Raw genomic sequence first — 26,607 nt, 5'->3', positions numbered from 1 at the left:
CAGTCACTGCTTGAATCAGGACGGCTCACTCGTAAAATTCAACTCGCTTAAGATTATGGTACTCAGTAGATCAATTATCTGATCGACGCCTCGCTCGATCGCGGATTTCTTTGGGCGGCTCCGGGATAACGGGGACGTTCTGCTTCGATTTTTCTTTAAGATCATCTATGAGCGCTTGAACCGCGAGCAGCACATCGGGAGCGCCGTCCTTGAATAGGCGCAAAACCTGCGCCTCAGCTTTCAGATAAAAATCGGCTCCCTTTTTAGCTATCAACGAATTTGTGGCGGCTTCATTTCCGATCATCCCGATCTCTAGCGACAAGAGCATTCCGATAGCTGTGACCAAGTTCTTGGAGGACCAAATGCTTCTCGCACCGGCCTTCTGACCTTGGAATTCACCGCGGCGAGCTGCCTGAGAAAGGGCGCGCAGCAATTCCCCATCGTCTGGCGAAATCACCTGAACCGCCTGCGCAGTATCGATAATTTCTGCGGCGGGGCCGTAAAGGTCGGGACGTTGCAGGAAGGCGCCTGCCTCGTCATCGAGACTCCTTGCTGTAGGAAATCGCCTGACCCACGGAGCTGCCGCGCGAATTAGATCGAAAAAGGCACGCTCAACTTCTGGATCGAGTGGATCGGCGATACTCCTATCTTGCGACTTACGCAACCGAGCATCCAATTCCAGGAACGACCCCAAGGTAATGATTGTGTCATAAACTGTGCCAATTCGAGATGGCACCTCGTAAGTGCGACAATCAACAGCATGGGAAAATTGACGTGCTGCAGCACCCAACCCACTCCAACCGATTTGATTATCGACACGCTTCGCTATCTCGGAGAATTCGTAAGCTCTTTTCTGTACACCAGCGTGGAGCTGAATTGTGATTGCGTCGGCGGCTGCGGCGGCATCCGATTTGTCGTCCGCGTAATCAATTGTAAGCTTGTCGCCCCTCTGAACGAATGTCGCGCCCAGCGAAGCCTGCTTGAGCGTCGCTAGCCTGTTAACCCAATTGGGCGCTCTGGGCTGCTCGACGAGCAGACGTTTGATCTGCGCATTGATAAATGCTGGGTCATTTCGCGGAAAGCCTTCGACTAACTCGATCCTTTTCAGCTCGGTCGCACGGAGGGTATAGCTGCCGTCAAGACGGCGGTCATACCAATCGATCCAAGTTTCCCAGCCTTCCTTTTGCGGGAGCACCCTCTGAAGTTTCTGTTGTAGCTTTCGTATGGCAGACGGCACTCCATCCGGCCAAAGCGGAAGCGACGCCAGTTCAGTAGGAGTTAGCCACTTCTCTAGCTGATCGACGTCAGCCATCAGAGCGCGCTCAGCAGCCGCAGCAAGCTTCTTCATGTCTGGCGTCGCTTCAGAACGAAATAAGTCACCGCCGCCTGAGAATGCAATGCGAGCGACTTCAATCGTGCCGGAAGCGTAATCTGCCGCGGCTGCTGCGGCTGCGAAATCCGCTGTACCCGCCGCGTCCGAGGCGGTCCCCATTGCAAATGACAGCGGGCTGGTTACGGAGTCATAATTACTAACGCCTGAGACAGAAGCCAACGGCCGAAGGCGCCGACGTTCCTCAGGATACTTCGCTATGACCCAAACAATGCTAGCCGCTCGAAAAATAGAGAAGGCATAATCTGAGCTAGCGTTTGAAGTTTTCTTCTTCGTCGGCTTGAAAATGGCAGCGTTGGCAGCCAAGGGCAGCGCACGAAGAGCCGCCCTCGCAGCAAGCACAACAGCGGTTTGCCGGGGATCGCTAGTGCCAGATATCCAATTCGCAATAGCGCGCCGATCAGAGAAATCAACCATGGCAGCTTCTCACAATAAACTGCGCATGGTCGTCGCCCCAATCTTACTCGATCCTAGTTGTCCAAGAAGCTCCGCAGCTTCCGGCTTCTCGACGGATGCTTCAGCTTCCGCAACGCCTTCGCTTCGATCTGACGAATACGCTCTCTCGTCACCGAGAACTGCTGGCCCACTTCCTCCAGCGTATGATCGGTGTTCATGCCGATGCCGAAGCGCATGCGCAGGACGCGTTCTTCACGGGGCGTGAGCGAGGCGAGCACGCGCGTGGTGGTCTCACGCAGGTTGGACTGGATCGCGGCGTCGATCGGGAGGATCGCGTTCTTGTCCTCGATGAAATCGCCGAGGTGTGAATCCTCTTCGTCACCGACGGGCGTCTCCAGCGACAGCGGCTCTTTCGCAATCTTGAGGACCTTGCGGACCTTCTCCAGGGGCATGCCGAGCTTCTCGGCGAGCTCTTCCGGGGTCGGCTCGCGGCCGATCTCGTTGAGCATCTGGCGGCTCGTGCGCACGATCTTGTTGATCGTCTCGATCATGTGCACGGGGATGCGGATGGTGCGGGCCTGGTCGGCGATCGAGCGCGTGATCGCCTGCCGGATCCACCACGTGGCGTAGGTCGAGAACTTGTAGCCGCGGCGGTACTCGAACTTGTCGACCGCCTTCATCAGGCCGATGTTGCCTTCCTGGATCAGGTCGAGGAACTGCAGGCCGCGGTTGGTGTACTTCTTGGCGATCGAGATCACGAGACGGAGGTTGGCTTCCACCATCTCCTTCTTGGCCTGACGTGCCTCGCGCTCGCCCTTCTGCACGGAGTGCACGATCTTGCGGAACTCGACGATCTCGAGACCGGTCAGGGCCGCGAGCTGATGCACCTCGTGGCGCAGGTCCTTGATGCGGTCCTTCTCGTGGTGGACGAAGTTCTTCCAGCCCTTGGCCGAGAGTTTTGAGACACGGTTGAGCCAGCGCGGGTCGAGCTCCGAGCCGGTGTAGTTGCGCAGAAAATCCTCGCGCGCGACGCCGTGGCTGTCGGCGAGGCGCATCAGGCGGCCTTCGTGCGAGACGAGGCGCTTGTTGATGTCGTAGAGCTGCTCGACGAGGCTGTCGATACGCGCCTGGTTGAGGCGCAGCGACTTCACCTCGACGATGATCTCGTCCTTCAGCTTGCGGTACTTGCGCTCCTGCGGCGGCGAGAGCGAGGGACCATGCGTGCTGCTATCGAGCTGGTTCTGGATGTCCTGCTCCTGCAGCTTGCGCAGCTTCTTGTAGCTCTCGGCGATCTTGTCGAAGATCTCGACGACCTTCGGCTTGAGCTCGGCCTCGATCGCCGCCAGCGACATCTGGTTCTCGAACTCGTCGTCCTCGTCCATGTCGGCTTCGGCGGCGGATTCGCCCGGATCCTTCACGCCTTCACCGACATTGCCAGCGGCAGGCGCGGCGCGGAACGGGGTCGGCGAGGGCGGCGCGGCGGGCGGGGCGACATGCGCGGGGGCGCCGACTGCCGCGGCGGCCTGGCCACCTTCGGCGGGCGCTTCGCCGTTCTCGCCGGCGGGACCTGATATCATCGCATTGTTCATGCCGGCCTTGGCGTCGGGACCGGCATAGGTGGCTTCGAGATCGATGATGTCGCGGAGGAAGATCTTGCCTTCGTTGAGCTCATCGCGCCAGATGATGATGGCCTGGAAGGTCAGCGGGCTTTCGCACAGGCCTGCGATCATCGCCTCGCGGCCGGCCTCGATGCGCTTGGCGATCGCGATTTCGCCTTCGCGGGAGAGCAGCTCGACCGTGCCCATCTCGCGCAGATACATGCGAACGGGATCGTCGGTGCGCTCGCCCGGCTCGCTCTTCTTGACCTCGGTGACGGCCTTCTGGGTGACTTCGACGAGCTCGTTGTCGGTCTCGTCCTCGCCGCCCTCGTCCTTCTCTTCCTCGCCTTCGCTGTCGTCGGCTTCGGTGACGTTGATGCCCATGTCGGAGAGCATCGACATGATGTCCTCGATCTGTTCGGGCGAGGTCTGGTCGGACGGCAAGACTTCGTTGAGCTGATCGAAGGTCACGAAGCCGCGCTTCTTGGCCTGCTTGATCATCTTCTTCACGGCGGCGTCGGACAGGTCGAGCAACGGCGAGGGCGCGTCCTGGGAGTCCTTCTCCGGCGCATCCGCTGCCTTGTCGTCCTTTTCCTTGTCCTTCGCCTGCAGCGTCTTTGCCTTGGTGGCCATCCATTGCTCCTAAACGCGCTTCATGCGAGACGCTGCGCCGCGTCCGCGTGAATTCACATGAACCTGTTGCCCGACGCTCTCGCTTCGGCAGCTCTCGACACGGAAAGGGCGGCGCGCATGTCTCTCGCCACCCCCAACTCTCTCTCGCCGGAATTGCCTAACGCTTCGTCAGCTTCTTTGTCGCAGCGGTTGCAGGTGTAGTGCCAACAGCGATTGCGCGGATTCATCCTGACGCGTCTGTTCTGCCTGCGGCCGCCTCTGGGCCAAAGTGCTACAAGACCGTTAAGCCTCGATTAACCCTGTTTTTGTCGCCAAACCCACGATTTGGCGAGTCTTTTAGCGGTTCCGGCCCCGGCCGTCCGCATGATTCTTTCATCACATGCTCTTCTGGAGCCGGCCCGACAGCTCGCCAAAACCCTCGATCAGGGCTTCGGTGCCGTCGACCTCGGCCAGACGCGCCTTGACGTCACGCAGCCACGCCAAATTGGCCTCGCTGGGGTCTTCCCCCAAGGCCAGCTCGGCGTCCTTCAGCTCTCTAAGTAGTGAATGGTATTGCCGATGCAAGGCAACGAGCTGGTGCCAGGTGGAGAGAACGTCGTCCCTGGCCGCGCCTTCGCGGGCACCCCACACCGCCGCGGTCGTGATACCGGCCTCAACTCTTTGAAGGACTTGTGAAAATCCGCCCTTCTCGAGATCGCTGCGCATCTTCTCGGCGAGCTCGCCGGGGTCCGGGGAATGGTGATGATCGTTGGCGAAGGCGGCGATGATGCCGGCCCTGAGCTTGTGGGCCTCGGGATGGGCGAGCTCCAGGGCCGCGACCTCCTCGAGATGGTCGTGTAGCAGCCAGGGGTGGTTGATCAGGCTTTGCAGAATCAGGGCCTCCCGGCGGGAGATGGCGCTGCGCTGACCCTTCATGATCGGGCTGGCCGCCAGTTGGGGGCTCGCCGCCTGATAGGGGCCAGAAGGTAGCGGGGTAGGGCCAGACGGACCGCGGCGGCCTCCGTATCCCTGACCACCGAAGCCCTGACCGCCGAATCGATTCGCGCCTCCCCCGCCTCTGGGCTGGAATTGGCGGCCGCCGCCCTGGCGGAAATTGCTCCGGCCGCCGAAGCCGCCGCGCCCGCCTTCCGGGGCAAAGGCGCGCTGCAGCCGCTCGACGAATTCGTCGCGGTAATAGCGCCGCACCACCTCGTCACGGATGCCGTTGGTCAGCTCCCTAATGCGCGCTTCCAGCGCGGCGCGGCGTTCGGGGGTGGCGAAATTGCCGCCTTCGAGCTCGCGCGACCAGATCATGTCGGCGAGCGGACGGGCAGCCCCGATCACCTCCTCCATCGCGCCGCGCCCCCCGGAGCGGACGAGATCGTCGGGGTCCTGTCCCTCCGGCAGCAGCGCAAAGCGCAGGCTCTTGCCGGGTGTGAGGAAGGGCAGCGCGAGATCGGCGGCACGATACGCGGCCTTCTGGCCGGCGCGGTCGCCGTCGAAGCAGAGGATCGGCTCGTCCGCCATCTTCCAGAGCAGCGCGAGCTGACTTTCGGTGAGCGCGGTGCCGAGCGGCGCGACGCTGCCGGCAAAGCCCGCGGTCACCATCGCGATGACGTCGACATAGCCCTCGACCACGACGAGCACGCTGCCGTCATGGGTGGCTTTGCGCGCGGTCTGGTGGTTGTAGAGATTGTCGCCCTTGTGGAAGAGCGGCGTCTCCGGCGAGTTCAGATATTTGGCCGGAACGTCCTTCTCCAGCGCGCGCCCGCCAAAGGCGATGACGCGGCCGCGCAGATCCGTGATCGGAAACATCACGCGGTCGCGGAAGCGGTCGTAAGGCACGGGAATGTCGTCACCGGCCACCAAGAGCCCGGTCTCGACCATGTCCTCGACGGAAACGCCGAGCTTGCCGAGATGCTCCTTCAGCGCGAAGCGATCGGGCGAGGCATAGCCGAGCCGGAACTGCAATTGCGTCGCCGGCGAGATGGCGCGGTCGGCGAGATAGCCACGCGCTTTCGCCCCGACGCGCGAGGCCAGCGTCTCCGCGAAATGGGTCGCGGCAAGATCCATGACGTCGTGCAGCGTGCGGCGCCGCTGCTCCTGCCGCGCCGCATCGGGCGTCACCGCCGGCAGCGCCAGACCGGCCATGCTCGCGAGCCGCTCGACGGCCTCGGCGAACGGCAGGCCGTCGGTCTCCATCACGAAGCTGATGATGTCGCCGTGCTTGCCGGAGGAGAAGTCGTGGTAAAATCCCTTCTGGTCGTTGACGTAGAAGGACGGCGTCTTTTCCTGCTGGAACGGCGACAGCCCCTTCCACTCCCGCCCCGCCTTCTTCAACTTCACGCGCTTGCCCACGACTTCGGAGACCGAAAGCCGGGCACGAAGCTCGTCGAGGAATTGGGGCGTGAAGCGCATGGGGCCTGTGTAGCGCGAAACCCTGTGAGTCGGGTTGGGATCAGGCATATAGGTGCGGCCTCGCCAGAAGTCAGGTTTGTCCGGGTTATCCGGGTTATTCGACCTATGCACAGGGCTTGGATCCCGTCATTCCGAGGCGCCCCGAAGGGGCGAGCCCGGAATCCATTGGGCCGCCGGAATGCTGGGAGAAATGGATTCCGGGTTCGCGCTTCGCGCGCCCCGGAATGACGAAACGCTTGAACCGCGCCCGGTTCCACGCTTCCATGGGCCATGTTCAGGACGTTTCGCGGCGGCCAGAGCGGGGGCTGGCGGGTGACCTCGATTTCAGCAGTGACGGGCGAGCCCCTGCCCTTCGTACCGGCGCTGTCGGTGACCGACAGCGAGGCGGTCTCGTTGCCGCTTGTGCCCTCGCGCAATGCGTGGCGGCTGGTCGGCGTGGCGAGCAGCCTGCGCTACACCGAAAGGCCCGAGAAGCAGCAGCTCGTGGCCGTGCAAGCGGGGCTCGGCCGGATCGAGGCGACCTCCGCGGCGCTGATCCCGATCCGCAAGTCGCAGGCCTGGTGGGAGCTGACGCAGGAAGAGCGCCGCAAGATCTTCGAGGACAGATCGCACCACATCGCGAGCAGCATGCGCTACCTGCCCGCCATCGCGCGCCAGCTCTACCATTGCCGCGACCTCGGCGGCCCCTTCGACTTCCTGACCTGGTTCGAATTCGCCCCCGCGGATGCCTCGCTGTTCGAGGAGCTGGTCGCGATGCTCAGGCGGACTGAGGAGTGGAATTACGTCGAGCACGAAGTCGACGTGCGCGTGGTGAAGGAGGTGCTGTCGGCCTAGTGTTCCAGAAAGCGCCCGGACTCAATGACCGGCAGGCTGGTGGCGGGCCAGTTGTAGACATAAGTCCAGGCCTTCTCGGCGGCGCCGTCGGCGCGCGTGACGTCGACCAGCCGGCGCAGATATTCGGTCGGCTCCGGAAAGCCTTCGCCGCAGGCCTCGTACATGTCGAGCTCGCCCAGCAGCTCGCCCGGCACGTGCATCCGAAAGAGTTCGCCATGGACGATGTCGCAGGCCGCTTCCGACAGCAGCAATCCTGGATAATGCTTCACCAGAACGAGCCGGCCGCGGCAGGTCGCTTCGCCCAGGAAATCCGCATGCCCCGCCAGCAGCCGCGCCATCGGATGGTCGAAGCCGCGCATCAAGGTGCCGTAGACGAAGAGGCGATCGGAGGTCATGCTGTTCTAACGTTGCGACGTCGGTGCAATATCGATACTCCGTTTAGACACGTAATCGTTTCATAGGCAATCAGGATGGACCAGCACACGGCCGAGGCGACCGATCAACTGCTCGGCGAGGGCGACATTCCGCCCGTGCATGAGGTGAATGCGCAAGCGACATCGCCCTTCCTGCTCACCGCGGATCATTACGGGCGGATGCTGCCGCGCGCGCTCGGCGGCCTCGGCGTCACCGAGGCCGAGCTGACGCGGCACATCGGCTGGGACATCGGCATCGCCGGCGTCGCCGAGCGGCTGGCCCAACTGCTCGATGCGCATCTGATCGCGCAGCGCTATTCGCGGCTCGTGATCGACTGCAACCGCCCGCCCGAAGCGGCGAGCTCGATCCCGGTCGTCTCCGAGGCCACCGCGATCCCGGGCAACGAAGGGATTTCGGAATGGCAACGCGAGGCGCGGCGTCGCGAAATTTTCGAGCCCTATCATGATCGCATCGATGCCGCGATCAGCCGCCGCCAACACCAGCAGCAGCCGACGGTGCTGGTGTCGCTGCACAGCTTCACGCCCGTCTATGCCGGCGTCACGCGGCCCTGGCACATCGGCGCGCTGTACAACCGCGACACCGTGCTGCCGCAACTGCTGTTGAGACACCTTCGCGCCGAAGGCGATCTCGTCGTCGGCGACAACGAGCCCTATGCGGTGAACGACCTCACCGACTACACGATTCCCGTGCACGGCGAGGCGCGCGGCCTCGTCAACACCGGCATCGAGATCCGGCAGGATCTCATCGCCGACCAGTCCGGCCAGCAGCAATGGGCCGAACGGCTGGCGAGGATCCTCAGCGAGATCGCGGCGGAGTTGAAGCCGGTGCAACTGGCCTAGGCGTCATTTCGCCCGCGTCAGCGCCAGCCAGATGCCGCCGCCGATCATGAAGCCGCCGGAGATGCGCGACATCATCCGAGTGCGGCGCGCCGAGAAGAATTTTCGCGCACGGCCGGCGGCAATGGCATAGAGCGCATCAGTCACCACGGCGGTGATCATGAAGGTCGCGCCCAGCAGCGCGACTTGCGGAAAGTGCGGCTGGTTCATGTCCATGAACTGCGGGATGAAGGCGCCGAAGAACACAAGCACTTTCGGGTTCGACAGCAGCACCAGGAACCCTTGCAGGAAGAAGCCGCCGCGCGGCGGCGGAGGCGGCGCGTCGACATCGACGCCCTCGACCGGCGTCCAGACCAGCTTGATGCCGAGCCAGATCAAATAGGCGGCGCCGGCAAAGCGCACCCAGTCGAACCAGTAGCCCATGGTGGACATCAGCGAGGTCAGGCCGACCGCGACGATGCCGATGACGATGGCAAGCCCGGCCTGCGCACCGGCAACGTTGGTCAGCGCGGCACGCGTGCCGTGACGCAGGCCGTTGGCGATGACGAGAGTGACGATCGGCCCCGGCAGCAGCGCCAGCGCGATGCAGGCGGCGACGAAGGCGAGATAGGCTTGCATGGACATGATGGGGGACTCGCTGCGGTTTTGCGCCCATTAATGCATGGCCGCGGCGGGAACGGAAGCCGCGCGTTGCTGCCCGCCAAGCCGCACTTGACATGCAACCATTTGGTTGCATAATATCACTGCCATGGACGAGGTCTTCAAAGCGCTCGCCGACGCATCACGCCGGTCGCTGCTGGACCGGCTTCACGCCAGAAACGGCCAGACGCTGAACGAGCTCTGCGAGGGCCTTGCGATGACGCGTCAGGCCGTGACCAAGCACCTTACGATTCTGGAGGAGGCCAATCTCGTCACCACGATCAGGCATGGCCGCGAGAAGCTGCACTATCTCAACCCCGTGCCGATCCATCAGATTGGGGAACGATGGATCAAGAAATTCGAGCGCGGCAAGCTCGCAGCGCTCGGCGAGTTGAAACGTCAGTTGGAGAAGCGCGATGAGTGAGTCCGCTCAACGAAGGATTTGATGCACGATGAACCTCGACCAATTCAAGCCGCTCACCGTCTACACCATCTACATCGTCTCTACGCCGGAGAAGGTCTGGGAGGCACTGACCTCGGCCGAGTTCAGCCGCGAGTACTTTTCCGGCTTCGCGGTGGAGATGGAGCCGAAGCTCGGCGGCACCTTCATCGTGCGCGCGCCAGACGGTTCGGAGCACATCTCCGGCGAGGTGTTCGAATACGATCCACCCAGGAAACTGACGGTGACGTGGAACGTGAACTGGCCCAGCCTCGTCGAGAAACTTGGCATCACCGTCGTCACCTATGAGATCGAGCCGGCCGGCGAAGCCGTCCGCGTCACCCTGAGCCAGCGCCATGATCGCCCGCTCAGCGAAGACATCCTGTCCGGCGGCCGCACCGGCTGGCCCGCGATCCTGTCGGGGCTGAAAAGTCTGCTGGAGACCGGCAAGGCGCCGCAGATCGCGATGTCGCCTCCAGTGAAGCTGCTGGAAGCGCTGAAGGCGATGGGGATCAAGATACCTTAGGCGCTGCAAATCTATGCATCACACGTATTCGTCCGGCCTTCGTCCGCACCACGTCAGAGTTGCGGCAGCGGCACCACCAGCCGCCGATACAAATGCCACGTCGCATGCCCGAGCACCGGCAGCGTCACGATCAGCCCCAGAAAATACGGCAGCGCCGAGACGACCAGCAGCATCACGATCACGGCGGCCCACGAGATCATCGGCAGCGGGCTCGTCACCACCGCGCGCACGCTCGTCACCATCGCCGTGACGAAATCGACGTCGCGATCGAGCAGCAGCGGAAACGACACCACGGTCAGCGAGAACAGGAGCAGCGACAGCACGGCACCGACCGCATTGCCGATGCCGAGGAACAGCAGGCCTTCATTCGTGGTCAGAACCACGGTCATGAATTCCTGAAGGCTGGAGAAGGAGGCGTTGAGGCCGAGCAGTAGCGCGATCAGAAGCCGCACCTGGTACATCCAGACCACGAATACGAACAGCGTGACGAACGCCATCCAGCCGATCTCGCTGCGCGAGCGCACGGCGGACCAGATCGCGCCGAAGGACACCGGCTCGCCCCGCTCGCGGCGGCGGCTGACCTCATAGAGGCCGATCGCCACGAACGGTCCGATCAGCGCGAAGCCGGCCGCCAGGGGATAGACCAGATAGATCATGCCGTAGGCGGTGAGGCACAGCATGATGCCGATGCCGCCGGCGGCGTAGAGCGCGCCGAAGCAGAGGCCGTAAAGCGGTAGCGCCTGGAAATCGCGCAGGCCTTCGACCAGCGCCTCGGCGATGTCGGTCGCCGCGACGGGACGCACCACCGGATCAACCTTGCCCGAGATGGACATCAGCTTCCTCCACACATCGGCGCGATCTTTCGGCGCACGGATCGACCACGATCTTAACGCCGCGGCGCGCCGGCGCAACTTGATGCCGGATGACGCGAAAGCGGCGCCAGCCTCCTCTTGGCCACCGCAACGCTCGCGGCTCGAAATCTTTGTTGCTTGGTCTGGTTTTCGGGCCGATTGCTATGGACTGGGCCAACGACGGTGCCGCAAATTGTACCTTCGGACCAGCACACGCGACGACCTGAGCGGACCACCCATCGATGAGCCTGCGTACCCGGTTACTGATCCTCGTCATCGCGGCCATGCTGGTGCCGGCGACCCTCGTCGGGCTGCGCTTCGTGCAGAACAGGTCCAGCGAAATCAACGCCGCCCTGGCCAATCTGGCCGCAGCCGCCGACGACATCGCGAGCGATCTGGACGAGAAGATTCAGGGCACCACCCAGCTTCACTATGGTCTCGCCCGTGCCCGCGACCTCGACACGCGCGACAAGGCGGCGTGCTCGGCGTTTCTGTCGGAAGTGCGCGAAGAATACCCGCAGTTCACGGGCATCCTGACCATCGATCCCGACGGCAGACTGTTCTGCGACTCGCTGCGGACCAACCGCACGCTCGACCTGAACGACCGCGGCTATTTCAAAGAGGTCAAGAATCTTCGAGGCGTCGCCGCGGTGGAGCCGGTGTTCGGCCGTCTCACCGGGCTCTCGGTACTGCAGATCGCCTATCCCGTGCGATCGGAGGCGGGCGCGCTGAAATTCGTGCTGCTCGCGTCCTTCAACCTGAACAAATTCGCGGAATTCCACGACAAGCGGCTGCTCGCCGAGAAGGACATCCTGTTCGTCGACGCCAAGGGAACGGTCCTGGCCGCCCCCAAAGGCGGCGGCTGGAGCGTGCCCGTCGGCGGATCCATTGCGGGCTCCGACCTGTTCCGCTTCGCGGCAGCACCCGATGGCGAGCCGTTTCGGGAGATCACTGACAGCGCGGGCCGCACGCACATCTGGGGCGTCGCCCGCTCGCCCTCGATCCGCAAGGCCGGCCTCACCATCATGGTCGGACGATCCAAGGATGGACTGGTCGCGGCGGCAAACCGCCGGCTCTACGAGGACATGGCAATTCTTGCGGTGGCCTTGCTGCTGCTTCTGGCCGGCCTATTGATGCTCGCGACCGTAAGCGTCGGACGCCAGATCGGACGACTCGCAGCCATGGCAAAAAGGCTCGGTCGCGGCGATCTCAGCGCACGCATTCCAGAGCCCCATCCGGGCGGCGAGCTCGGCGGATTGATGACGCTGCTCAACAGCACGGCCGAATCGCTCGAGCAACAGCGCGCCGCCATCGCCGATCTCAGCCAAAAGCTCAGCCAGTCCCAGAAGATGGAAGCCATGGGCCAACTCACCGGCGGCGTGGCGCATGACTTCAATAATCTCCTGACCGTCATTCTCGGCAATTCGGAGCACCTCGCCGACAGGCTCGCGGGCAACACGGAACTGCACCGGATCGCCAACGACATTGCGACCGCCGCCGAGCGCGGCTCCGACCTGACGCGAAGCCTGCTCGCCTTCGCGCGCAAGCAGCCGCTGCGGCCGCGGGAGGTCGACATCGCCGAGCAGGTGACCGGCATGAAGCAGCTTCTGCGGCGGACGCTGGGCGAGCATATCGAGTCCAGCTTCACGTTCGCGCCGGACCTATGGCTCGCCAGCGTCGATCCCGGCCAATTGGCGACCGCCGTCCTCAACCTCGTGCTCAACGCGCGCGATGCGATGCCTGACGGCGGCAAGCTGATGGTCGAAGTGCGCAACGCATCGCTCGGCGAAACCGACCTCGACGTCAACGGCGAACCGCGGCCGGGCGACTACGTCATGGTCGCCGTCACGGACACCGGCAGCGGCATGAGCAGCGAGGTCTTGGGGCGCGCGTTCGAGCCGTTTTTCACCACCAAGGAGGTCGGCAAGGGGACAGGCCTCGGCCTCAGCATGGTCTACGGGTTTGCCCAACAATCCGGCGGGCTGGTGCAGATGCAGTCCGAACCCGGCCAAGGCAGCGTCGTCAGGCTGTTCTTTCCCCGCCTCGCGACGGCGCCGACCGAGGAGCCGCCGCCGCCGGAGCGGGTCACCGCAGCCGACGGACACGAGACCATTCTCGTCGTCGAGGACGACGACATGGTCTGCGCCTATGTCGAGAGTGAATTGAAGGCGCTCGGCTACCGCGTCATCACGAGGTCGAACGGACCCGCGGCGCTCGACGTGCTGCGCCAGACCGAAGGCATCGACCTGCTGTTCACCGACGTCGTCATGCCCGGCGGCATGTTCGGGCCGGAGCTGGCGAGGCAGGCGACCAAGCTGCGGCCCGGGCTCAAGGTGCTCTTCACCTCCGGTTACAGCCAGGATCCCGTCAAGACGCCCGACGGGGTCGGCGAGGCCCGCATTCTGACCAAGCCGTTCCGGCGAAAGGACCTTGCCGCGATGCTGCGCTCCGCCCTCTCGGAGCCAACGCGCTAGATCAGGACGCCATCGCGAGCCGGAGAGCCACTGCGAGATTGGCCGCGAACAAGCCTGCGTCTATCACGAAGATCCGGAGCATCGGACCCTTCAGCACCGGCCAGTACGCAACCCCGACCCGGCCTCCGCGCATCAGCACCGGGAGATTGTAGGCGAACTGGCCGAAATGGCAGGCGGCAAAGAACAGGAACAGCGCGAGCTGCGCCTCGACCGGCTGGAAGAAGGTCGGACGCGCGACCAGAAGATAGAACGACAAGAGCCCGATGGGCAGATTCATCGCGCCGAGGAACGCAACGCTGGCCGCAAGGGTCGGCGCGATCGGATTGCCGCGCTCTTCCCGCGGCAGCAATATCTTCAGCGTGTTGCGCTGGGCAATGCTGAACTGGACGAATGCGCCGACGAACCAGAGCGTGTTGAGCAGCAGAACGATATCCGAAAGGCGCATTATCATTTTCCGTAGAAGGCTTCGCTGCGGACGACGCGGCCGACATCGTCGAAATCCATGAACTCGCTGGCCCGGGTGTCACCGAGCTGCCACCACACCGTCAGCCGCGCGATCGCATCGTCCCAGCTCCAGCTCAGAATTCTGAGGTCGGCACTTTCGATGTGGCCATAGGCTTTGCGCCAATAGTCGCGGATATTATCGATGCCGGTGATGACGGGAGAACCGGTCAGCGTCAGCGCCAAGGGGCTCCGCATTTGCGCATTCTCGGCAAAATGCGCCACGACGGCGTCGATATCGACCTTGCACCAGCTCGCGCACCACGCCGCGACGAAACGTTCGGCGGCTGCGCGGTTCATCTTCTGTGCGCTCATGACACGACCCTCCCTCGCGGCGAGGAAGGTGGCAAAGCCGGCCCCTCATGTCAACTATGTTGACTTGAGGTTTCGTCAATTGTGGTCGGCGATCGCCCCCATGACCGCCATCCATGCCGCCGCCCCCGACGCGCCGGCGCGATCAAACGCCTCGCGCAGGACCTTGCGCTCGTGATCCGAGGCCCGCTGCTCGATGCGACGCCCGGCCTCCGTCAAGCGCAGCAGCTTGGAGCGATGCTGCTCGGGCGAGCGCTTCGACGTCAGCAGCTTGCGTTCCAGCAGCAGGTTGAGCGGCCGGCTAAGTGCCTGCTTGGAAATGCCGAGAACCTCGAGCAGCGAGCCGATCGCGATATCGGGCCGCCTCGCCACCACGTAGAGGATGCGGTGGTGCGGACGCGACAGGCCCTGCTTCGCAAGATATGCGTCGGCCTCCAGCGTCATGCCGCGCCAGCCGTAATACATGAGCTCGAGCGCCGCATCGAGCTCATGCAGCTTCGTCAGCGAGGCGCGGTGAAGCCCCGCGGCTTGAGGCGTCTTTGCCATTGTCGCAGTTAACCCTTCGCCCGCAGCTCGCGCCGCAGCACCTTCCCGGTCGCCGTCATCGGCAGCGTCTCGGCGAACTCCACAAAGCGTGGATACTCGTGCGCGGCGAGCTGCACCTTGACGAACTCCTGGATCTCGCGCGCGAGCGCGTCGGTGCCGGTGAAGCCGGGGCGCAGCACGATCCAGGCCTTGATCGATTCGGTACGGATCGGATCGGGGATGCCGACCACCGCGGCCATGGCCACCGAGGGATGCTTCATCAGCGTATGCTCGATCTCGGACGGGCCGACGCGATAACCGGCGGTGGTGATGACGTCGTCCTCGCGGCTGACGTACCAGAAATAGCCGTCCTCGTCCTGCACGCCGAGATCGCCAGTGAGCAGGAACTCGCCGGCATATTTCTTCGCCGTCGCCTCAGGATTGCGCCAATATTCGAGCATGGTGACGGGGCATGGCTGGCGCACGCCGATGATGCCGCGCTGACCGCGCGGCAATTCTTCGCCCTTGTCGTTGACGATGCGAACGTCGAAGCCCGGCGTCGCCTTGCCCATCGAACCCGGGCGGATCGGAAACAGGTTGGAGTTGCTGCCGATCACGAGATTGCACTCGGTCTGGCCGAACACCTCGTGCGCGTCGATGCCGAAGGTCTCGCGCACCCAGCCCAGCAATTCGCCGCCGAGAGATTCGCCGCCGGTGAAGATGCTGCGGAGCTTGACGTCCGGATGCTTCACGCCGGCCTGCCGCATCAGCTTCAGCGCCGTCGGCGGCAGGAAGACGTTGCGGATTCCGAGATCGGCCATCATCTGCATCGCCGCCTGCGGCTCGAATTTGCGCGCGCGGTGACCGACCAGCGGGATGCCGTGATACCAGAACGCGAGCAGGCCGTTGACGAGGCCGCCGATCCACGCCCAATCCGCCGGCGTCCACATGAGATCGCCGGGGCGCGGCAGGAAGTTGTGACACATCTCCACGTTCGGCAGATGGCCGAGCACGACGCGGTGCGCGTGCAGCGCGCCCTTCGGGTTGCCTGTGGTGCCCGAGGTGTAGATGATGAGCGCCGGATCGTCCGCGGAGGTGTCGACCCGCGCGAAGTCGGGCGAAGCGGCCTTCACCGCATCCCAGAACGACGTCGTGCCTGCCGGCGCCCGCTCGCCGACGACATAGACGGTCTTCAGATCAGGCAGGCGGTCGCGGATCTTCGCGAGCTTCTCCCAGCCGCCTTCGTCGGTGACGATGGCCTTGGCCTCGGAGTTCGACAGGCGGAATTCCAGCGCGTCCTCGCCGAAGAGCGCGAACAGCGGGATCGAGATCATCCCGGAGCGGAACGCCGCCATATGCGCGATCGGCAGTTCCAACGACTGCGACAGAAACACCGCGACACGGTCGCCGCGCGAAAGCCCGCCCGCCTTCAGTACATTGGCGAAGCGGCGCGACATCCCGGCGACGTCGTCGAAGGAGGTGCGGCTGGTCGCGCCGTTCTCGTCGACATAGATCAGCGCGAGCCGGCCGGTGCCGTCGGCATGGCGATCGCAGCACGCTTCCGCCATGTTGAAGCGCGCGGGAATGTCCCAGCGGAAGTTGCGCGCGAGTTCGTCGTAAGACTTGGCTTCGGTGAGCATGGCTTGGCGCTTCCCAGCAACTCCGTCATGGCCGTGCTTGTCCCGGCCATCCACGTTCTTCTTGCTTGGTCCGTCAGTTTAAGGCCGTGGATGCTCGGGACAAGCCCGGGCATGACGACTAAGTGGTGGCTACCTCACCGTCGCAAAGAATTTCCGGACATCGCGCACGAACAGCTCCGGCTGCTCGAACGCGGCGAAATGGCCGCCCTTCTCCATCTCGCTCCAATGCGTGATGTTGTGGAAGTTCGGCTCCATCCAGCGCCGCACCGGCGTGATGATCTCCTTGGGGAAGGCAGCGACGCCCGTCGGCACCTTGACGACCGGCGTGGTGCGGCGCTTGCCAAAACTCTCCCAGTAGAGCCGCGCCGAGGAGGCCGCCGTCTCCGTCGCCCAATAGAGCATGACGTTGTCGAGCAGCTCGTCCCGGCTGAAGATGTTTTCGGGATGACCGTCGCAATCGGTCCAGGCCCAGAATTTTTCCAGGATCCAGGCCGCCTGCCCGCTCGGCGAATCCGTCAGGCCATAGCCGAGCGTCTGCGGTCGCGTCGACTGCTGCTTGGAGTAGCCGGAGTCGAGATCGGCATAGTGCTTGAGGCCGGCAAGCGCGCGCTTCTCTTCGGCCGTCGGCTCGCCCTCGACCTTTGGTGCGGCATTGAAGGCGAGCGTGATGTGGATGCCGGCGCAGCGCGCCGCATCCTGCGCGCCGAGCGAGGTCGTCACCGCAGAGCCCCAGTCGCCGCCTTGCGCGCCGTAGCTGATATAGCCGAGCCGCTCCATGAGCTTGGCCCAGGCCGCGGCGATGCGATCGACGCCCCAGCCGGTAGTCTTCGGCTTGGCGGAGAAACCGAAGCCCGGCAGCGAGGGACAGACGACGTGAAACGCATCCGCGGGATTGCCGCCATGCGCGGCGGGATCGACCAGCGGCGCGATCACCTTCTGGAATTCGACGATCGAGCCGGGCCAGCCATGGGTGATGATCAGCGGCAGTGCCGAGGGCTCTTTCGAGCGGGCGTGAATGAAGTGGATGTCGAGCCCGTCGATCTCGGTGGTGAACTGCTCGAAGCGATTGAGCTTGGCTTCGCGCGCCCGCCAATCGTAGCCATCAGCCCAATAGGTGCAGATCTCCCGGATCCATTTCAGCGGCGCGCCCTGGCTCCAATCATCGACGAGCTCGGCTTCCGGCCAGCGGGTGCGGGCGAGGCGCGACTTGAGGTCCGAGAGGATGTCGTCGCTGATGGCGATGCGGAACGGTTTGATCGCGATCATCGTGCCTCCCAGTTTCCTTTTGTCATTCCGGGGCGTGCGAAGCACGAACCCGGAATCCATTGAGCGACAGAGCTGGCGGCCTGATGGATTTTCTGATGCGCAATTGCGCATCATGGCTCGACGCTTCGCGTCGCCCCGGAATGACGGCCTAGCCCGACAACGCCGCCTTCACCAAGCCGCTGGCCTTCCCAAAATCCATCTGGCCTGCGTATTTCGCGCGCAGCACGGCAATCACCTTGCCCATGTCCTTCATGCCGCTCGCGCCCGTTTCGGCGATCGCATCCGCGATCGCCTTCTTCACCTCGTCGTCGGCCATCTGCTTCGGCAGGTACGCCGAGATCACCGCGATCTCCTCGCGCTCCTGGGCCGCGAGTTCGGCGCGGCCGCCTTTTTCGTAGAGCTCCACGGACTCCTGGCGCTGCTTGATCATCTTTTGAAAGACGCCGAGCAGGTCGGCGTCCGACAGCGGCGGCTTGCCCTGCCCGCGGGCGTCGATGTCGGCATTCTTGATGGTCGAGTTGACCATGCGCAGCGTGGACAGCTTGCGCTCGTCCTTGGCCTTCATGGCCTCCTTGACCGCATTGTTGATGTCGTCGCGCAGCATGGTCGTGCTCTCCTGGAATATCCGAGGCCTGATCTAGGCCGTTCGCGCCCCTGAGACAACCTCGGTTCCAAGCCATTCGGTCAGCGCTCGTGCTGTCGCTTCCGGTTGCTCGGCTTGCGGCAGGTGCCCGCAGCGCTGGAGCACCACCAGCCTTGCGCCGGCGATGGCGTCCGCCATCTCCCTCGAGAACGCATTCGGGATGGTGTTGTCGGCATCGCCCGTCAGCACCAATGTCGGGCACCTGATGGCCGGCAGCGTCGGTCGCGAATCCACCCGTGCGATGATCGCGGTCTGCTGCCGCAGATAACCCTCGACGCCGACATCCTCATCCTGTGCATGCACGAGCTCGAGAATATCGGCATCGTCGCGCCGCGACGGATGCACGAGCTCCGGAAAACTCTCCTCGCGGACGGCGCGGAGCTCGCCGCGCCTCGCGCGCTCCATGAGGCCGCGGCGGCGCGCGGTCGCCTCCGGCGTATCGGGCCGCGCCTGGGTGTTGATCAGCGCAAGCTTCAAAACGCGCTCGGGTGCCTGACGCATGATCTCGAGTGCGATGTAGCCGCCCATGGAATGGCCGGCGAGCGCGAAGCGCGGCGGCGCCTCGGCCAACACCCGGGCGGCCATCGCCGCCATGCTGTCGTCGCGGATATGGTTGGCAATCATCACCGGGCCGAGCCGCCACAGCGCCGGGATCACCGGGACATAGATCCGGGCCGATGAGGCCAGCCCCGGAACCAGCAGAAGTGGGGTGGTCTGGTCCATTATTGCCTCGCAAGCCCCTCAAATTGCCGGAAATTGTGCGGCCGAGCTTAAGTGCGGGAGACGGGCTGTCAAATATGCAAAAACGCATGTGAATCCGCCCTCTCCCGCTTTGACGGCGACGCCCGCGGGGACTATGAAACGCGCTCATGACACAACATGACAACGATCCCGCCTGGCCGGACCATAAACCGACCGCGCTCCTCGTGCTCGCCGATGGCACGGTGCTCGAAGGCTTCGGTCTCGGCGCCGAAGGCCACGCCGTCGGTGAAGTCTGCTTCAACACCGCGATGACCGGCTATGAGGAGATCCTCACCGATCCCTCCTATGCCGGCCAGCTCATCACATTCACCTTCCCGCATATCGGCAATGTCGGCACCAACGATGACGACATCGAGACGGTGAACATGGCCGCGACGCCGGGGGCGCGCGGCGTGATCCTGCGCACCGCGATCACCGATCCCTCGAACTACCGTGCCACCAAGCATCTCGACCAGTGGCTGAAGGCGCGCGGCATCATCGGCCTCTCCGGCATCGACACCCGTGCCCTGACCGCGCTGATCCGCAGCAAGGGCATGCCCAATGCCGTGATCGCGCATTCCAGGACCGGCGAGTTCGACCTGCACGGCCTGAAGGAAGAAGCACGCGAATGGCCGGGCCTCGAGGGCATGGACCTCGTGCCGATGGTCACTTCGGGCCAGCGTTTCACCTGGGACGAGACGCCCTGGCTGTGGGACAAGGGCTTCGGTAGGCAGGACAAGCCGGAATTCAACGTCGTTGCCATCGACTACGGCATCAAGCGCAACATCCTGCGCCTGCTCGCCGGCGTCGGCTGCAAGGTGACGGTGGTGCCGGCGACGACCTCGTCCGAAGACATTCTGGCGATGAAGCCGGACGGCGTGTTCCTGTCCAACGGTCCGGGCGATCCGGCCGCAACAGGCAAATATGCCGTGCCTGTGATCCAGGACGTGATCAAGTCGGGCACGCCGACCTTCGGCATCTGTCTCGGTCACCAGATGCTGGGCCTTGCCGTCGGCGCCAAGACGAAGAAGATGCATCAGGGCCATCACGGTGCAAACCACCCCGTGAAGGACGAGACCACCGGCAAGGTCGAGATCACCTCGATGAACCACGGCTTTGCCGTGGACGAGACCACGCTGCCGAAGGGCGCGACGCAGACTCACATCTCGCTGTTCGACGGATCCAATTGCGGCATCCAGCTCGACGGCAAGCCGGTGTTCTCGGTGCAGTACCATCCCGAAGCCTCACCAGGTCCGCGCGACTCGCACTATCTGTTCCAGCGCTTTGCGGACCTGATGCGGCAGAAGAAGAGCGCGTAGGGCGCGCTCTTCCGCAACTGCTTTGACGACATCGAGCCCGGGCCTTGTCCCGGGCTCTTGTCATTCCGGGCTCACGCGTCGCCCCGGATTGACGGAGGAGCGAGGAACGCCGCCTCACGCCCCTCGTTGATCCCTGCTAGATTCGCGCAGGAGCCCCGCCATGTCCGTCGTCCGCGACAACGCCGAGCCAATCGCCATCGTGTTCGAGGACGACGGCCTTACGCCGAACAACATCCGTCCGTTCCTGGTCTACCAAGCCGCGGTGAAGCTTGATCCGAAGCAGCCGGAAGCGACCATCGAAGATCTGTTCGAGGCGAACGGCTGGGGCGGCACCTGGCGCAACGGCGTCTACGATTATCTGCATTATCACGCGACGGTGCACGAGGTGCTCGGCGTCGCGCGCGGCAGCGCACGGGTCCGCTTCGGCGGCGACCACGGCCAGGAGCTGGACATCAAGGCCGGCGACGTCGCGATCCTGCCTGCCGGCACCGGGCATCAATGCATCAAGGCGAGCCACGATTTCTGCGTGATCGGCGCCTATCCGCCAGGCGCGAAGATGGAGATCACGAGGGCAACGCCGGAGAACCACGCCAAGGCGCTGAAGACGATTCCGCACGTCGCGCTGCCGCCGGCCGATCCCGTGACGGGGAAGGACGGGGCGCTGATGCGGTTGTGGAGCCAGCCATAAGCGCGATGCCGTGGGGCGGGCAAAGGCGCGCTCTAGCGCGCCGTGCCCACCACTTCCAGCTGGTGGGCACGCTTCCGCCTTCGCTCTTCGAGCCACGGCGGACAAGTCGCTTCGCTCACCCTACAAAGAGCTACGACATCCGGGTTACGCCTCGTTGCCGCCCTCCTGGCGGGTGGCTTCGAACAGGAACCAGGTGCGGCGCTCGGTCTCGTCGATGAAGTTTTCCAAGATGCTGGCGCTGGCGACATCGCCGGCCTCGTCGCAGACATCATGGGCCTTCCGCATCGCGGCGGCGACATGCTTGTTGTCCTGCATCAGCTCGCGCAGCATCTCGCGCGGCGGGACGTAGTCCTCGTTGTTGTCCTTGATGGTTTGGAGCTTTGCGACCTGGCCGATCGACTTCAGCGTGGTGCCGCCGATCTTGCGGACGCGCTCGGCGAGCTGGTCGGTGGTGGCGAAGATCTGGTCCGACTGCTCGTCGAGCAGCAGATGGTAGTCCCGGAAGTGGCGCCCGCTGATGTGCCAGTGGAAATTCTTGGTCTTCAGATATAGCGCGAAGGCGTCGGCCAGAAGCACGTTGAGCGCCTCCGAAACCTTCTTCACTCCGTCGGGCGACAAATCGGTGGGGGTATCGAGATCGGGGGAGATCTTATTGTTGGTTTTGCTCACGGGAGACCTTCCTGTTAGGACGCGGACATTGACGGCGCGCCGTCGCACCCCTAACGCAAGGCGGACAGCGCCGGTTCCTCCAACGGAACCGTTTGGCCGGGGCCCTCGAATACCATGGACGATTGGATCGATTATTACGACTCCACGCATACGATCTATGTCAGCAAGCTGCATCGCGACTTGCACTTCCAGATCATCGCGCGGGACATCATCGGCTACATCTCCTCGCCGGACGCGACCGTGCTGGATTATGCGTGCGGCGAAGCCCTGTCGGCGAACCAGGTGGCCGCTCGCTGCGGCAAGCTGATCCTCGCCGAGCCGGCGCCCGGCGTCCGCGGCCGGCTGATCGCGCGGTTTGCCCCGAACACCAGGATCCGCGTCCGCTCGCTCGACGACGTCCGCAACATGCAGGACCAGTCGATCGACCTCGTGGTGATGAACTCGGTCGCGCAATACATGGCGCCGGACGAGCTCGATGCCGCGCTCCTCAATGTCCACCGCATCCTGAAGCCCTCCGGAAAGCTGGTGCTGGGGGACATTCTCCAGCCCAATGTCGGCATGTTCAGGGACGTCATGGCGCTGCTCGGCTTCGGCCTGCGCCACGGCTTCCTGAAGGACGCGCTGATCGGGCTGATCAGCACCGCGCTGTCGGATTACCGTCAGCTGCGCACACGGATCGGGCTGCAACGCTACAGCGAGGACGAGATCACCGCCAAGCTGAGGGCGGCCGGGTTCGCGGTCCAGCGCGCCCACACCAATATCGGCCACAATCGCTGGCGCATGACCTTCATCGCGCGGCCGCCGCTGGTTCGTTAAGCATAACAATTAGCCGTTGTGGCTTGTCGCGCTGCAATCAGACATGATCGCCGCGGCCCGGTGGCGGAAGCGTCTACGCGAGGGCGGTGCAACGCTCTACATCCTGGTTCAAATCCAGGCCGGGTCTCCAGCCTTCGCTGGCTCCGCCAGCTTCGGCTCGGCAAGCCGTATCGTTCGAAGGCTGCCGCGGCGAAGCCCGAAGGGCGAAGCCGGGCGTGGTTCGGTACGCCTGAAGCGCAGCGGAAGCGAAGACGGGCGTTCCCCCACTGATCGCATCCGGGGCTACGCGTGGCGCGGCCACGCCCCCCAAGCAGCCCACCCCTCCCCTAATCGGTCAAAATTGGCGGTTGATGGGCGTTTTTCGGGGTTTCGCCGCCCCAAAAACTGGTCTAAGACCCACCCGCGCGCGAGGGAGACCACCGCGCTCTCGGCCACAGGGACGCGCAGCCGCGCGCCCTTTTTTTGTGCCCAAATTCCAGTCCGGCGAGAGTTGATGCCCAAACGTACAGACATCACCACCATCCTGATCATCGGCGCCGGTCCCATCGTGATCGGACAGGCCTGCGAGTTCGACTATTCGGGCACCCAGGCGGTGAAGACGCTGAAGGAAGAGGGCTATCGCATCGTCCTCGTCAATTCCAACCCGGCCACGATCATGACCGACCCGGAATTGGCCGATGCGACCTATATCGAGCCGATCACGCCCGAGATCGTCGCCAAGATCATCGAGAAGGAACGTCACGTCATTCCCGGCGGCTTCGCGCTGCTGCCGACCATGGGCGGACAGACCGCGCTGAACTGCGCGCTGTCGCTGCGCCGGCAGGGCACGCTGGAGAAGTTCGACGTCGAGATGATCGGCGCCACCGCTGACGCCATCGACAAGGCGGAGGACCGCCAGCTCTTCCGCGAGGCCATGACCAAGATCGGGCTCGAGACGCCGAAGTCGCGGCTCGCCAACGCGTCCGAGCTGAAGAAGTCGTTCCGCGACAAGCACCAGGCCGAACGTGCGAAGCTGTCGGGCGCAGCTCTCGATGAGCACGACCGGCAGTGGACGCTGGGCGAGAGCGAGCGTCGCAAGCGCTACCAGGAATACGCGTTCGGCCAGGCCATGATGGCGCTGTCCGAGATCGGCCTGCCCGCGATCATCCGCCCCTCCTTCACGATGGGCGGCACCGGCGGCGGCATCGCCTACAACAAGGAAGAGTTCCTCGACATCATCGAGCGCGGCCTCGATGCGTCTCCGACCAACGAAGTGCTGATCGAAGAATCCGTGCTCGGCTGGAAAGAGTACGAGATGGAGGTGGTGCGCGACAAGAAGGACAATTGCATCATCGTCTGCTCGATCGAGAACCTCGATCCGATGGGCGTGCACACCGGCGATTCCATCACGGTGGCGCCGGCGCTGACGCTGACCGACAAAGAATACCAGATCATGCGCGACGCCTCGCTGGCGGTGCTGCGCGAGATCGGGGTGGAGACCGGCGGCTCCAACGTGCAGTTCGGCGTCAATCCCGAGGACGGCCGCATGGTCGTGATCGAGATGAATCCGCGCGTGTCGCGCTCCTCCGCGCTGGCGTCGAAGGCCACCGGCTTTCCGATCGCCAAGGTCGCCGCCAAGCTCGCGGTCGGCTACACCCTGGACGAGATCGCCAACGACATCACCGGCGGCGCCACGCCGGCCTCTTTCGAGCCGACCATCGACTACGTCGTCACCAAGGTGCCGCGCTTCGCCTTCGAGAAATTCCCGGGCGCCTCGACCACGTTGACGACCTCGATGAAATCGGTCGGCGAAGTCATGGCGATCGGCCGCACCTTCCAGGAGAGCCTGCAGAAGGCGCTGCGCGGACTCGAGACCGGATTGACCGGCCTCGACGAGATCGAGATCGAGGGGCTCGGTCGCGACGACGACAAGAACGCGATCCGTGCCGCACTCGGCACGCCGACGCCGAACCGGCTGCTCCAGGTCGCCCAGGCCATGCGGCTCGGCTGGTCGAACGAGGACATCTTCAACTCCTGCAAGATCGATCCGTGGTTCCTGGGCGAGATGCGCGGCATCGTCGACATGGAGGAGAAGGTCCGCAGGAACGGCCTGCCCGGCAACGCCTTCGGCATGCACACCCTCAAGGCCATGGGCTTCTCCGACGCCCGGCTCGCGGTGCTCGCCGAGACGACGGAGGCCGAGGTGACCGCAAAGCGCCACGCACTCGGCGTTCGCCCGGTGTACAAGCGCATCGACACCTGCGCGGCCGAGTTCGCCTCGCCCACCGCCTATATGTATTCGACCTACGAGGCGCCGTTTGCGGGCGCGCCGGCGGACGAGAGCACGCCGTCCGACAAGAAGAAGGTCATCATTCTCGGCGGCGGTCCCAACCGCATCGGCCAGGGCATCGAGTTTGACTATTGCTGCTGCCACGCCTGTTTCGCGCTGCACGATGCCGGCTACGAATCCATCATGGTCAACTGCAATCCGGAGACGGTGTCGACCGACTACGACACCGCCGACCGGCTCTATTTCGAGCCGCTCACCGCCGAGGACGTGCTGGAGATCATCGCCAAGGAACGCAGCAAGGGCACGCTGCACGGCGTGATCGTGCAGTTCGGCGGCCAGACACCGCTGAAGCTGGCACGCGCGCTGGAGGCTGCCGAGGTGCCGATCCTCGGCACCTCGCCTGATGCCATCGACCTTGCCGAGGACCGCGACCGTTTCAAGCGCGTGCTCGACAAGCTGCGGCTGAAGCAGCCGAAGAACGGCATTGCCTATTCGGTCGAGCAGGCGCGCCTGGTCGCAACCGATCTCGGCCTGCCGCTGGTGGTGCGTCCCTCCTACGTGCTCGGCGGCCGCGCGATGCAGATCATCCGCGAGGAGAACCAGCTCAGCGACTATCTGCTCGGCACGCTGCCGGAGCTGGTGCCGGCGGACGTGAAGGCGCGCTATCCGAACGACAAGACCGGGCAGATCAACACCGTGCTCGGCAAGAACCCGCTGCTGTTCGACCGTTATCTGTCCGATGCCACCGAGATCGACGTGGATTGCCTCTGCGACGGCAAGGACACCTTCATCGTCGGCATCATGGAGCACATCGAGGAAGCCGGCATCCATTCCGGCGACAGCGCCTGCTCGCTTCCGCCCCACTCGCTCGAACCTGAGATGATCGAGGAGCTGGAGCGGCAGACCCGCGAGCTCGCGCTCGGCCTCGACGTGGTCGGCCTGATGAACGTGCAGTACGCCATCAAGGATGGCGAGATCTACGTGCTGGAGGTCAATCCGCGCGCCTCGCGCACCGTGCCCTTCGTTGCCAAGGTGGTCGGCACGCCGGTCGCGAAAATCGCCGCGCGCGTCATGGCCGGCGAGAAGCTCGCCGATTTCAAGCTGAAGAAGGCGCAGCTCAAGCACGTCGGCGTCAAGGAATCGGTCTTCCCGTTCGCGCGCTTCCCAGGCGTCGACACGGTGCTCGGCCCCGAGATGCGCTCGACCGGCGAGGTCATGGGCATCGACCGGTCGTTCGCGGTGGCGTTCGCCAAGAGCCAGCTCGGCGGCGGCACGCGAGTACCGCGCAAGGGCACGGTGTTCGTCTCGGTGCGCGAGAGCGACAAGACGCGTATTGCCGAGGCGGTTCGCGAATTGCATTCACTCGGCTTCAAGGTGCTGGCGACCTCGGGCACCCAGCGCTTCCTGACCGATCAGGGCATCCCGACCGAGAAGGTGAACAAGGTGCTGGAGGGCCGTCCGCACATCGTCGATGCCATCACCAACGGCGACGTTCAGCTCGTCTTCAACACCACCGAAGGCCCGCAGGCGCTGGCCGACAGCCGATCGCTGCGGCGCGCGGCCCTCTTGCATAAAGTGCCGTATTACACCACTCTTTCCGGGGCCGTGGCGGCCGCGCAGGGCATCCGCGCCTATCTTGGCGGGGACCTTGAGGTTCGTACCCTGCAGAGCTACTTTTCGGAAACCTGATCGCTAGCGGCGGCAACGCTTCCGCTAAGTGATTGGCAATGAAGCCACAATGGCCGGAGGAACTGATCCGGCCAGGTGGCG

At 64.2% G+C, this 26,607-nt stretch carries 23 protein-coding genes and 1 tRNA gene; 10 read left to right on the top strand and 14 right to left on the bottom strand.

Annotated features, from left to right (window positions below; translation table 11 throughout):
- Positions 1-70 precede the first annotated feature (70 nt).
- The 3 genes from RX330_RS06360 to dnaG all read right to left on the bottom strand — a co-directional run bounded on the left by RX330_RS06360 (position 71) and on the right by dnaG (position 6,414).
- Positions 71-1,807, bottom strand: a complete 1,737-nt coding sequence (locus RX330_RS06360; protein WP_317242426.1) for a hypothetical protein — start codon at positions 1,805-1,807, stop codon at positions 71-73.
- A 53-nt stretch (positions 1,808-1,860) separates the two neighbouring features.
- Positions 1,861-4,017 carry an RNA polymerase sigma factor RpoD gene (rpoD, locus tag RX330_RS06355; RefSeq protein WP_317242425.1) on the bottom strand — a complete coding sequence of 719 codons (2,157 nt, stop codon included), beginning with the start codon at positions 4,015-4,017 and terminating at the stop codon, positions 1,861-1,863.
- Positions 4,018-4,392: 375 nt separating this feature from the next.
- On the bottom strand, positions 4,393-6,414 hold the full coding sequence (dnaG, locus tag RX330_RS06350; RefSeq protein WP_317242424.1) for a DNA primase: 2,022 nt from the start codon (positions 6,412-6,414) through the stop codon (positions 4,393-4,395).
- Positions 6,415-6,684: 270 nt separating this feature from the next.
- Here dnaG and RX330_RS06345 point away from each other — a divergent pair, with 270 nt between their 5' ends.
- A complete protein-coding gene (locus RX330_RS06345; protein WP_317242423.1) occupies positions 6,685-7,248 on the top strand; it encodes a chlorite dismutase family protein in 564 nt (187 codons plus the stop codon).
- On the opposite strand, the gene RX330_RS06340 is transcribed toward RX330_RS06345, so the two are convergent.
- Positions 7,245-7,643, bottom strand: coding sequence for a gamma-glutamylcyclotransferase (locus RX330_RS06340; RefSeq protein WP_212080473.1), 399 nt, complete (start codon positions 7,641-7,643; stop codon positions 7,245-7,247). The genes RX330_RS06345 and RX330_RS06340 overlap by 4 nt on opposite strands.
- A 75-nt stretch (positions 7,644-7,718) precedes the next feature.
- Here RX330_RS06340 and RX330_RS06335 point away from each other — a divergent pair, with 75 nt between their 5' ends.
- Entirely contained in the window at positions 7,719-8,522 is an 804-nt protein-coding gene (locus RX330_RS06335) for an N-formylglutamate amidohydrolase (protein ID WP_317242422.1), read from the top strand.
- Between the two features lie 3 nt (positions 8,523-8,525).
- Here the strand turns inward: RX330_RS06335 and RX330_RS06330 are convergent, their stop codons facing one another.
- Positions 8,526-9,143, bottom strand: a complete 618-nt coding sequence (locus tag RX330_RS06330) for a LysE family translocator (protein WP_317242421.1) — start codon at positions 9,141-9,143, stop codon at positions 8,526-8,528.
- Between the two features lie 124 nt (positions 9,144-9,267).
- On the opposite strand from RX330_RS06330, the gene RX330_RS06325 reads away from it, so the two are divergent.
- A complete protein-coding gene (locus RX330_RS06325; protein ID WP_317242420.1) occupies positions 9,268-9,582 on the top strand; it encodes an ArsR/SmtB family transcription factor in 315 nt (104 codons plus the stop codon).
- Between the two features lie 28 nt (positions 9,583-9,610).
- Complete coding sequence (locus RX330_RS06320) at positions 9,611-10,123, top strand: SRPBCC family protein (protein WP_317242419.1); 513 nt, start codon at positions 9,611-9,613, stop codon at positions 10,121-10,123.
- 53 nt (positions 10,124-10,176) lie between these two features.
- On the opposite strand, the gene RX330_RS06315 is transcribed toward RX330_RS06320, so the two are convergent.
- Positions 10,177-10,956, bottom strand: a complete 780-nt coding sequence (locus RX330_RS06315) for a DUF2189 domain-containing protein (RefSeq protein ID WP_317242418.1) — start codon at positions 10,954-10,956, stop codon at positions 10,177-10,179.
- Positions 10,957-11,216: 260 nt separating this feature from the next.
- Here RX330_RS06315 and RX330_RS06310 point away from each other — a divergent pair, with 260 nt between their 5' ends.
- Complete coding sequence (locus tag RX330_RS06310) at positions 11,217-13,448, top strand: ATP-binding protein (protein WP_317242417.1); 2,232 nt, start codon at positions 11,217-11,219, stop codon at positions 13,446-13,448.
- Between the two features lies 1 nt (position 13,449).
- Here the strand turns inward: RX330_RS06310 and RX330_RS06305 are convergent, their stop codons facing one another.
- The 7 genes from RX330_RS06305 to RX330_RS06275 all read right to left on the bottom strand — a co-directional run bounded on the left by RX330_RS06305 (position 13,450) and on the right by RX330_RS06275 (position 19,058).
- Entirely contained in the window at positions 13,450-13,893 is a 444-nt protein-coding gene (locus RX330_RS06305; RefSeq protein ID WP_317242416.1) for a hypothetical protein, read from the bottom strand.
- 2 nt (positions 13,894-13,895) lie between these two features.
- Positions 13,896-14,264: a nuclear transport factor 2 family protein gene (locus tag RX330_RS06300; RefSeq protein ID WP_212080466.1), complete on the bottom strand. Its 369-nt coding sequence runs from the start codon at positions 14,262-14,264 to the stop codon at positions 13,896-13,898.
- 75 nt (positions 14,265-14,339) lie between these two features.
- Positions 14,340-14,807: a MarR family transcriptional regulator gene (locus RX330_RS06295; protein ID WP_317242415.1), complete on the bottom strand. Its 468-nt coding sequence runs from the start codon at positions 14,805-14,807 to the stop codon at positions 14,340-14,342.
- A gap of 8 nt (positions 14,808-14,815) precedes the next feature.
- Positions 14,816-16,426, bottom strand: a complete 1,611-nt coding sequence (locus RX330_RS06290; protein ID WP_317242414.1) for an acyl-CoA synthetase — start codon at positions 16,424-16,426, stop codon at positions 14,816-14,818.
- Positions 16,427-16,555: 129 nt separating this feature from the next.
- Positions 16,556-17,692: an epoxide hydrolase family protein gene (locus tag RX330_RS06285; protein WP_317242413.1), complete on the bottom strand. Its 1,137-nt coding sequence runs from the start codon at positions 17,690-17,692 to the stop codon at positions 16,556-16,558.
- A 148-nt stretch (positions 17,693-17,840) separates the two neighbouring features.
- Positions 17,841-18,296 (bottom strand): GatB/YqeY domain-containing protein, encoded by a 456-nt coding sequence (locus tag RX330_RS06280; protein WP_317242412.1) that lies wholly within the window; start codon positions 18,294-18,296, stop codon positions 17,841-17,843.
- A 33-nt stretch (positions 18,297-18,329) separates the two neighbouring features.
- Positions 18,330-19,058 (bottom strand): alpha/beta fold hydrolase, encoded by a 729-nt coding sequence (locus tag RX330_RS06275; protein WP_317242411.1) that lies wholly within the window; start codon positions 19,056-19,058, stop codon positions 18,330-18,332.
- Between the two features lie 146 nt (positions 19,059-19,204).
- Between RX330_RS06275 and carA the strand changes: the two genes are divergently transcribed.
- Together carA and RX330_RS06265 are read left to right on the top strand one after the other, a co-directional pair.
- A complete protein-coding gene (carA, locus tag RX330_RS06270) occupies positions 19,205-20,395 on the top strand; it encodes a glutamine-hydrolyzing carbamoyl-phosphate synthase small subunit (protein ID WP_212080459.1) in 1,191 nt (396 codons plus the stop codon).
- 160 nt (positions 20,396-20,555) lie between these two features.
- Complete coding sequence (locus RX330_RS06265) at positions 20,556-21,083, top strand: hypothetical protein (RefSeq protein ID WP_317242410.1); 528 nt, start codon at positions 20,556-20,558, stop codon at positions 21,081-21,083.
- Between the two features lie 144 nt (positions 21,084-21,227).
- On the opposite strand, the gene RX330_RS06260 is transcribed toward RX330_RS06265, so the two are convergent.
- Entirely contained in the window at positions 21,228-21,752 is a 525-nt protein-coding gene (locus RX330_RS06260; protein ID WP_212080457.1) for a Dps family protein, read from the bottom strand.
- A gap of 114 nt (positions 21,753-21,866) precedes the next feature.
- Between RX330_RS06260 and RX330_RS06255 the strand changes: the two genes are divergently transcribed.
- From RX330_RS06255 to carB, 3 genes are all read left to right on the top strand, one after another.
- Positions 21,867-22,568, top strand: a complete 702-nt coding sequence (locus tag RX330_RS06255; protein ID WP_212080456.1) for a class I SAM-dependent methyltransferase — start codon at positions 21,867-21,869, stop codon at positions 22,566-22,568.
- Positions 22,569-22,622: 54 nt separating this feature from the next.
- Positions 22,623-22,698: transfer RNA gene (locus tag RX330_RS06250), tRNA-OTHER, on the top strand.
- 363 nt (positions 22,699-23,061) lie between these two features.
- Complete coding sequence (gene carB / locus RX330_RS06245; protein WP_317242409.1) at positions 23,062-26,526, top strand: carbamoyl-phosphate synthase large subunit; 3,465 nt, start codon at positions 23,062-23,064, stop codon at positions 26,524-26,526.
- The last annotated feature ends 81 nt before the right edge of the window (positions 26,527-26,607 follow it).

The sequence above is a fragment of the Bradyrhizobium sp. NDS-1 genome (assembly GCF_032918005.1).
Lineage (GTDB): Bacteria > Pseudomonadota > Alphaproteobacteria > Rhizobiales > Xanthobacteraceae > Bradyrhizobium > Bradyrhizobium tunisiense.
This window is presented reverse-complemented; position numbering and strand designations above follow the sequence as displayed.